Origin of the sequence: Corallococcus sp. CA053C, assembly GCF_003611675.1 — a bacterium.
GTDB lineage: Bacteria > Myxococcota > Myxococcia > Myxococcales > Myxococcaceae > Corallococcus.
This window is the reverse complement of record NZ_RAWA01000458.1, coordinates 1-7,280: the sequence shown is the minus strand read 5'-3', so window position 1 is coordinate 7,280 and position 7,280 is coordinate 1. Positions and strand designations below refer to the sequence as shown.

Below are 7,280 nucleotides of genomic sequence, written 5' to 3'. Positions count from 1 at the left end.
GGCCGTGGAGGCGGGCGCGGGGGGAGGGGTTTTCTCCTCACGCACCTGGGCCAGCTCCTGGGCGACTCCGTAGAAGCCGCACGTCTGGCGCTGGGCCGCGAGCGACGGGGCCACGCCGCGCAGGATGTCCACCACCGCGAAGGGTCCCAGCGGAGAGGTCTCGGGTTCACCGTCCGTGAGGGCGCGGACCCGGAAGTCCTCCTCCTCGGTGAGGAGCGCGAGCGCCTCACGCACCTCTTGGGCGGGTGCGGGGGCCTTCGCGCGTCGGCAGAAGTCCGACACCGCCACGGCCACCGGCGTGGGTACGTCGTCAGGCTGCCGTCTTCTCTGCCAGGGACTGATCATGGAAAGGAAAGGTTCGGAAAAATGCTCGTTTACGAGGGCGGATGCCTCTATCTTCGCCGCCAGACAGGTGTCAATGAGCCAGTCCGACCCCAATGTAAACAGCCCATGCGCGGCGCAAGTCGAAGGCCGTGGTAGTCAGGGGAGCGGGCGCATCCTGAACACGGCAGGCGATATTGGCTTGCGGGGGCGGGCATCCCAGCCTCAACACATGTGGTGCTCCAGAGATTGCAGATGACGACCCATAGCCACGCCCACCATTCCCATGAAGAGAAGGACAAGGATGACGTGCTGGCCCGGTACATGGCCCAGCATGGCCTGAAGAGCACGCGCCAGCGCAGCCTCATCATCGACACGTTCTTCGCCGTGGGCGGTCACCTGTCGGTGGAGGAGCTGTGGAACAAGGTGCGTGAACAGGACACCAAGGTGTCCGTGGCCACCGTCTACCGGACCATGAAGCTGCTCAACGAGTGCGGGCTGGCGCACGCCCGCAACTTCGGTGACGGGCAGACGCGCTACGAGGCGGCGGCGGGGCGCGAGCACCACGACCACCTCATCTGCACCAGCTGCGGCACCATCGTGGAGTTCGAGAACGACCGCATCGAGACGCTCCAGGACGCGGTCGCGCGCAAGCACGGCTTCACGGTGACGTCGCACAAGATGGAGCTGTACGGCCAGTGCCGCGACTGCCAGCTGCGGGGCGGCCCCCCGACGACGGAGGCGTGACCCCGGTGCGGTGGCGCGCCCTGGTGGCTGCCGTGGCGGTGGGCGTGCTGTCCCTGTCCGGGTGTCACCGGGGCGGGCCGGTGGACGCGGGCCCCGCGTTCCTCCGGGCGCTGGCGCTGCCGTCGGTGGGTCCCACCCGCTACGACCCGCGCCAGCTCTCCGGGCGCGTGGTGCTGGTGTCGTTCCTGGCCACGTGGTGCTTCCCGTGTCTGGCGGACCTGCCCACGCTGGAGAACCTCCAGAAGAAGTACGGCTCGCAGGGCTTCCAGGTGGTGGCGGTGGGCATGGACCTGGACGAGGGCCGGGTGCTGGCGCCGTTCGCGGATCACTACGCCTTCCCGTACCCGGTGCTGGTGTCGGACGAGCGGATGCGCGCGGGAGAGAGCGCCTTCGGCCGGATCCGCGCGCTGCCCAGCACGGTGCTCCTGGACAAGCGCGGTCGCGCGGTGGCCGGGTGGCAGGGCGTGGAAGGCCAGGCGGACGTGGCGAAGGCGATTGAAAAGCTGCTGAAGGAGGACTGAGTTCCCGGCTGCGTTTGCGTGCCGTCCCGGGGGCTTGCTTCCGGTGCTACAGGGCTGGAGCGGAATTCTTGCGGGCAGGGGGGCCGCTGGTACCTTCGCCGGCGTTCATGACGCCTCGGCGAAAGCTCTTGATGGTGGCGGCGGTGGTGGCGGTGGCCTTGAGCCTGGCCTCGGTGGCGGACGCCAAGGGCTTCCGTCGTTACCTGCGCCTGCGGCAGGACGTGGAGGTGCTCGACGAGCGCAACCGCGCGCTGGCCGCGCAGAACGACGTGCTCCGCAAGGAGATCGCCGCGCTCCGCAAGGATCCGGCGACGCTGGAGCAGTCCGTGCGTGAGGAGCTTGGCTACGTGAAGCCGGGCGAAATCGTCATCCACCTGGAGTCGCCATGACCTCGCTGTCCTCGGTGCCCTCTCCGGCGAAGCTCGTGCGCGCGTTCTTCCGCGCCATTCCCGCAGCCGTGGCCCTGGCGACGTTCGTGCACCTGGCGAGCGGGGGCTTCCGGGGCCTGCACACGCTGGGGTGGACGGAAGCGGCGCTGGTGGTGGGGCTGCTCGTCGGCATCGGGATGGCGGCGTGGCGCCGGGCGATGCGCTCCTCGGTGGGCGCCATCATCGACCTGCGCGACGACCTGGAGCTGGGCGGCGGGCTCATCTCCGCGGCGTTCATCGTGGTGGCGATTGGCGGCGGGGAGCTGTTCCCCATCGTCTACCTGTTGATGGCGTTCCTGGTGGCGTTCCTGCCGCGCAACGCGGGCATGACGCTGCTGGGCGTGGCGCTGGTGTACGACGGGCTGGTGACGCTGGGCGGGCCGGTGGTGAACCTCACCGGCTTCCTGATGCACACGATGTTCCTGGCGCTGTTCGCGGGGCTGTACCACCTGGTGCTGTCGGCGCGGATGGCGGTGGCGAAGCGGGCGGAGACGGACGCGGTGCAGAAGCGCATCCGCGAGGTGGAGGAGCGCGCGCGCACCTTCCGGCTGGTGAGCTCCGGGACGCAGGACAGCTTCAGCGGGATGAGCTCCGACGAGAAGTGGCTCGTCGCTTCGGTGAAGGAGATTGAGGGCGCGGTGCACGCGGCGCTGGAGATCGCGGAGACGGGCCTGCGCACGGACACCTGCGCGGCGTTCCTGCTGACGTCGGATGACCGGAGCCTGAAGCTGTACGACTGCCGCTCGCCGACGGAGCGGGTGCAGCGTGAGAAGTTCAACGCGGGCGAGGGCATCATCGGCGGGGTGTTGAAGCGCCGAGCGCCGGTGCGGATGAACTCGCCGCAGGGATTGAAGGGCGTCACGTACTACGAGAGCGGCGGTCCCACGGTGCAGGCGCTCCTGGCGGTGCCCATCCTGGAGGGCAGCGGGCTGGTGCGTGGCGTGCTGGTGGCGGACAAGCTGAAGAACGAGCCGTTCACGGACCAGGACGAGAAGCTGCTGACGACCATCGCCGGTGAGGTGTTGCGCTCCATCGAGGTGGAGCGGGTGATGAGCTACATCCGCAAGACGCGCGACGAGAAGGACCGGTTCTTCCGGGCCATCGAGGAGCTGAACCGCGCGGGCAGTCCGGACCAGGTGTTCGTGGCGGTGCTGGAGTCGACGCGGCAGTTGGCCGGGTTGGACTTCTGCGCGGTGACGCTGGTGTCGGAGCAGGAGGGCAAGCGGGTGCACCGCGTGGTGCGGATGACGGGCGTGACGGCGCAGGGCAAGGCGCTGGAGGGCCGCACGTTCCCGGACAACAACGGCCTGGTGGCGAACGTGGTGCGCTACGGGGCGCCGTTGCCGGGGCGGGACATCAAGGCGATGGACCGCCAGGTCATCTTCGACGAGGAGACGCAGGTGCGCGGCCTGGGTGCGCTGAAGATCTTCCCGCTGGTGGCGGGTGACCGCATCCTGGGCACGCTGGTCGCGGGGTCGCGCAAGAAGGCGGCGTTCGAGCAGGACGTGCTGCGGATGATTGAAGTCATCGCCATCCAGGCGGCGCAGGCGGTGTTGCGCGCGCAGCTCTACGAGCAGATGGAGAAGATGGCGACGACGGACGGCCTCACGGGGCTGCTCAACCACCGCACGTTCCAGTCGCGGGCGGACGAGATCCTGGCGCAGGCGCGCCGGTACAACCGCAAGTGCTCCATCGTGTTGACGGACGTGGACCACTTCAAGAACGTGAACGACACGTACGGGCACCCGACGGGCGACCAGGTGCTCAAGGGCGTGGCGCGCATCATCAAGACGCTGGCGCGGGACACGGACGTGGTGGCGCGCTACGGCGGCGAGGAGTTCGTGATGGTGATGCCGGAGACGGACGCGCACGGCGCGAAGGTCATCGCCGAGCGGATCCGCGAGGCGGTGATGGCGGAGGTGTTCCAGACGGAGATGGGCCCGCTGCGCATCACGATGTCGCTGGGCATCTCCACGTTCCCGGACAACGGGCAGGAGAAGCAGCAGCTCATCGACCTGTCGGACCAGTGCCTGTACCACTCGAAGCGCAACGGCCGGAACCAGGCCGTGACGGTGGCGCAGATGCAGGGCGGCCGGAAGCTCCAGGCGGTCGCGGAGTAGGGCGGTTCAGTCAAGGTCCGCGAGCTGCCCTTCGGCGAGCTCGCGGTAATAGGGCACGACCTCTACGGCGAGCACGTCCCGCAGCTGCTGGCGCGCACCGTCCAGGTCGCCCTGGTCGCGCAGGCGGTACATGCGGTGGAGCGCGTCTCCTAGACGTCGGGAACCCTCGGTGACGCGCTGGCGCATCTCGTGGAGGAGTGCCATCGCGGCCTCTGGAGTGCGCAGGCCCGCTTCCACCTCGGAGTCGGTCATGGCCAGGGAGGGCCCCGCCCGTCGCAGCAGCGCGCGCAGGGGCTCGTCCAGGGCCATGGTTCCGCCTTGCTGGACCCGGGTGTCGAGCGTGCGGAGTTGGTGCCAGTCGCCTTCGAGATCTTCGACCATTGATGCAGCACCGTCCTTCACACGAAGCTAAGGCACCTTCCGGACACGCTCCACGATGAGCCCGATTCCCCTCGCCGTCACCACCAGCACGAAGACGGATGTGCCCACGGTGCGCGAGGCGCGGGCCGTGGCGCAGCGGTGGAACCTCCCGTTCCTCCCGCGCCGCTCCAGCGAGGGCATCGCGCCGTGGCTCGGCACGAAGGTGGACGCGCTGCTCGTGGTGGGCGGCGATGGCGTCACGCTGTGGGAGCCCGAGGGCTCGTTCTCCTTCCACGCGGGCATGGCGCACCTGCGGCGCATGCGGCTGCGGCAGGGCCAGCGGGACGACACGTTCCTCAAGCTCGCGGAGCTTGCCCCCGGGGATGCCGTGCTCGACTGCACCCTGGGTCTGGGCCAGGACGCGCTGGTGGCGTCGCTCGCCGTGGGACCGGAGGGCAGGGTGGTGGGCCTGGAGAAGAGCCTGTCCCTGTGCGTCGTCGCCGCGGAGGGACTCCGGCGCTACGACCGGGGCGCGGACTCCTGCGCCATCGAGGTCCACCACGCGGACGCGCACGCGTACCTGAAGACCCTGCCCGCGAAGTCCTTCGACGTCGTCTTCTTCGACCCGATGTTCGCGAAGCCGAAGAAGGCCCAGCCCGCGTTCGACGTCCTGCGCCGCTTCGCGGAGCACGCGCCCCTCACCTCCGAAGCGCTGGAGGAGGGGAGGCGTGTCGCGCGCCGCTGGGTCGTCGTGAAGGGCGCTCGGCACACCGACGACCTGCACAAGCTGGGAATCGAACCCGCGCCCACGTCGCGCTTCAGCGACGTCATCTGGGGACGCCTGCCCGCGTCCCCATAGGCCTGCCGCTTCCTACTGATCCGAACCCTTCGGAGGCCCTTCGCTCCCCAGCGGGGACAGCTTGCTCGACAGCGCACCGGCCTGCTCATGCGCCATCAAGTCTCGCGGTGAGCGGTAGTACTGCATCGGCGAGTGGTGCAGGAAGTTCGACACGCGGCTCGTGTACAGGCACGCGTACTGCTCCACCTGGTAGCCGAAGCGGCTGTTCTCGTTGCCTTCCTTGAACAGCAGGCCCCAGTACGGATTGAAGCCCTCCTCCACGTCGCGCTCCAACGTGTCCGCGATGCCGTTCGTCGCCTTCAACGACTTGCGCAGCTTCTCCAGCTCCGCCTTCGTCTTCTTGCGCAGCTCCTCCGCCTCCAGCCGCTCCGCCTCCGGCAGCTCCCCGCGCTCCAGCCTGCGCTCCAGCGAGTTCAACACCGTCTTGCGGTGGTTCACCTCGTCGTCCAGCCGCGCGCGCGTCAGCTCCACCTCCGACAGCGTGTCGATGTCCGTGCGCCGTCCGTCCGTGTAGGTGATCTCGTCTTCGATCTCCTGCACCACCATGCACGTGCGCCACAGCGACGACTTCTTCGACTTCAGGATGTCGCCGTAGATGTGGTCGCCCACGTAGAGGATGTTCTCGCCCCGGTAGCCCGTCATCTCCTCGAACTGGGGCAGGTTGCCGCCGGAATACACCGTGCCGCGCTCCAGCGACTTCGCCTCGCCCACCACCTTGCCCTCCTCCGTCGTCGAGTCCAGCTCCAGGAACGGCCGGCTCTCCGTGAAGAACGCCGGCTTGCCCGCCGCCGTCACCGTGAAGTCGAAGTAGTTGCGCCAGCTCGGGTACTCCGGGAGCTGCCCGTCCAGCAGGTAGCGCATCACCGCGTTCGTGTAGTCCCACGCGGAGTTCGTCAGCAGGAACAGCCGCTTCCCACCCGAGCGCAGCTTGTGCAACGCCGGTCCCAGCTCCGGATCCAGGAACACGTAGCGCGACAGGTCCTTGCGGATCTCCCGCTTGAGCGAGTTGTCCCGGTGCACCGTGTCGATGGCTTCCCGGATGTCGTCGTAGAGCTTGCCGTAGTTCACGGTGTGCCCCAGCGACTCCATCAACTCGATGATGCCGGAGAACAGGCACGTCTCCGGCAGCGCGAACAGCGTGTCGTTCCACGCGAACTGCGGGTTGCGCAGCCGCACGCGCTTGTTGCGGTACAGCTCCTTCCACGCCTCGCGCTTCAGCGGCCGCAGGCCGTGGTACGCGCGCCCCACGTGCCCGAAGCGATCCATCTTCAGGACGTTGCCGTTCACCCGGTCCACCGCCAGGCCGCGCATCACGAAGTGGTGGTCGTAGAGCAGGCCGCCGACGAAGGTCGGGTAGCCGTACTCGCTGATCAGCTTCGCGATCGTCATGTCGAACGACAGCTGCTCCAGCCGGCGCATGTGGTAGATGGCCAGCGTGTAGTCCATGTCGAAGCCGATCAGCTCGACGTGGTCCATGCGCAGGTTGCGGTTGACGAACACCTCCCGCGCGCGCGGCACCTGGGCCGTGGGCGGACGCGGCGTGCTGAGCAACCGGCCGAGCACCTCGTCGTTGAGCAGCTCCCGGGCCCGCAGCGAGGCCTCGGCGGCGCGCTCCCGGTGGATGGAGGAACGGAAGCTCCCGTGCAGCGGATCCACGGAGGGTCCGCCCGGGATGGGCTGGGCAGGAGAGAGAATGGGCGACACGGGACCGCAAGACATAACACGCGGAGCCCCCTGCCGCCGCGTCCTTGCGGGCTTCCCACGGGGCTGGCACGCTCTGCCTCCGATGCGCTCCCCACGTCCATCCCCGGCCTCCGCCGAGGACCTCCACGCGCGCCTGTCCGCACGGATCGCCGCGCTGGAGGACCGGGTGCGCCGCCTGGAAGCCCGCCTGCTCCTGGAGGCACGCAAGCCTCCCCCCGTC

General features: G+C 68.8%; 7 protein-coding genes and 1 pseudogene. 5 read left to right on the top strand and 3 right to left on the bottom strand.

What is annotated here, in order from left to right:
* Positions 1-345: pseudogene (locus tag D7V97_RS37220) on the bottom strand (hypothetical protein); the annotation flags it as partial.
* Between the two features lie 231 nt (positions 346-576).
* Between D7V97_RS37220 and D7V97_RS37215 the strand changes: the two are divergent.
* From D7V97_RS37215 to D7V97_RS37200, 4 genes are all read left to right on the top strand, one after another.
* The gene (locus D7V97_RS37215) at positions 577-1,068 is read left to right on the top strand and encodes a Fur family transcriptional regulator (RefSeq protein ID WP_199729079.1); all 492 of its coding nucleotides are present in this window, start codon (positions 577-579) and stop codon (positions 1,066-1,068) included.
* Positions 1,065-1,589 (top strand): TlpA disulfide reductase family protein, encoded by a 525-nt coding sequence (locus tag D7V97_RS37210; protein WP_120615360.1) that lies wholly within the window; start codon positions 1,065-1,067, stop codon positions 1,587-1,589. Before D7V97_RS37215 ends, D7V97_RS37210 begins: the two co-directional genes overlap by 4 nt.
* 107 nt (positions 1,590-1,696) lie before the next feature.
* Positions 1,697-1,978, top strand: coding sequence for a septum formation initiator family protein (locus D7V97_RS37205; protein WP_120615359.1), 282 nt, complete (start codon positions 1,697-1,699; stop codon positions 1,976-1,978).
* Entirely contained in the window at positions 1,975-4,137 is a 2,163-nt protein-coding gene (locus D7V97_RS37200) for a sensor domain-containing diguanylate cyclase (RefSeq protein WP_120615358.1), read from the top strand. Before D7V97_RS37205 ends, D7V97_RS37200 begins: the two co-directional genes overlap by 4 nt.
* Before the next feature lie 6 nt (positions 4,138-4,143).
* On the opposite strand, the gene D7V97_RS37195 is transcribed toward D7V97_RS37200, so the two are convergent.
* Complete coding sequence (locus D7V97_RS37195; RefSeq protein WP_120615357.1) at positions 4,144-4,518, bottom strand: DUSAM domain-containing protein; 375 nt, start codon at positions 4,516-4,518, stop codon at positions 4,144-4,146.
* Between the two features lie 55 nt (positions 4,519-4,573).
* On the opposite strand from D7V97_RS37195, the gene D7V97_RS37190 reads away from it, so the two are divergent.
* Entirely contained in the window at positions 4,574-5,356 is a 783-nt protein-coding gene (locus tag D7V97_RS37190) for a class I SAM-dependent methyltransferase (RefSeq protein WP_120615356.1), read from the top strand.
* 12 nt (positions 5,357-5,368) lie between these two features.
* Here the strand turns inward: D7V97_RS37190 and D7V97_RS37185 are convergent, their stop codons facing one another.
* Positions 5,369-7,075, bottom strand: coding sequence for an HAD-IG family 5'-nucleotidase (locus D7V97_RS37185; protein ID WP_120615355.1), 1,707 nt, complete (start codon positions 7,073-7,075; stop codon positions 5,369-5,371).
* Between the last annotated feature and the right edge of the window lie 205 nt (positions 7,076-7,280).

Coding starts and splice junctions, on each gene's coding strand:
- D7V97_RS37195 (WP_120615357.1), bottom strand. CDS start 4,518: ATGGTCGAAGATCTCGAAGGCGACTGGCACCAACTCCGCACGCTCGAC.
- D7V97_RS37190 (WP_120615356.1), top strand. CDS start 4,574: ATGAGCCCGATTCCCCTCGCCGTCACCACCAGCACGAAGACGGATGTG.
- D7V97_RS37215 (WP_199729079.1), top strand. CDS start 577: ATGACGACCCATAGCCACGCCCACCATTCCCATGAAGAGAAGGACAAG.
- D7V97_RS37185 (WP_120615355.1), bottom strand. CDS start 7,075: ATGTCTTGCGGTCCCGTGTCGCCCATTCTCTCTCCTGCCCAGCCCATC.
- D7V97_RS37200 (WP_120615358.1), top strand. CDS start 1,975: ATGACCTCGCTGTCCTCGGTGCCCTCTCCGGCGAAGCTCGTGCGCGCG.
- D7V97_RS37205 (WP_120615359.1), top strand. CDS start 1,697: ATGACGCCTCGGCGAAAGCTCTTGATGGTGGCGGCGGTGGTGGCGGTG.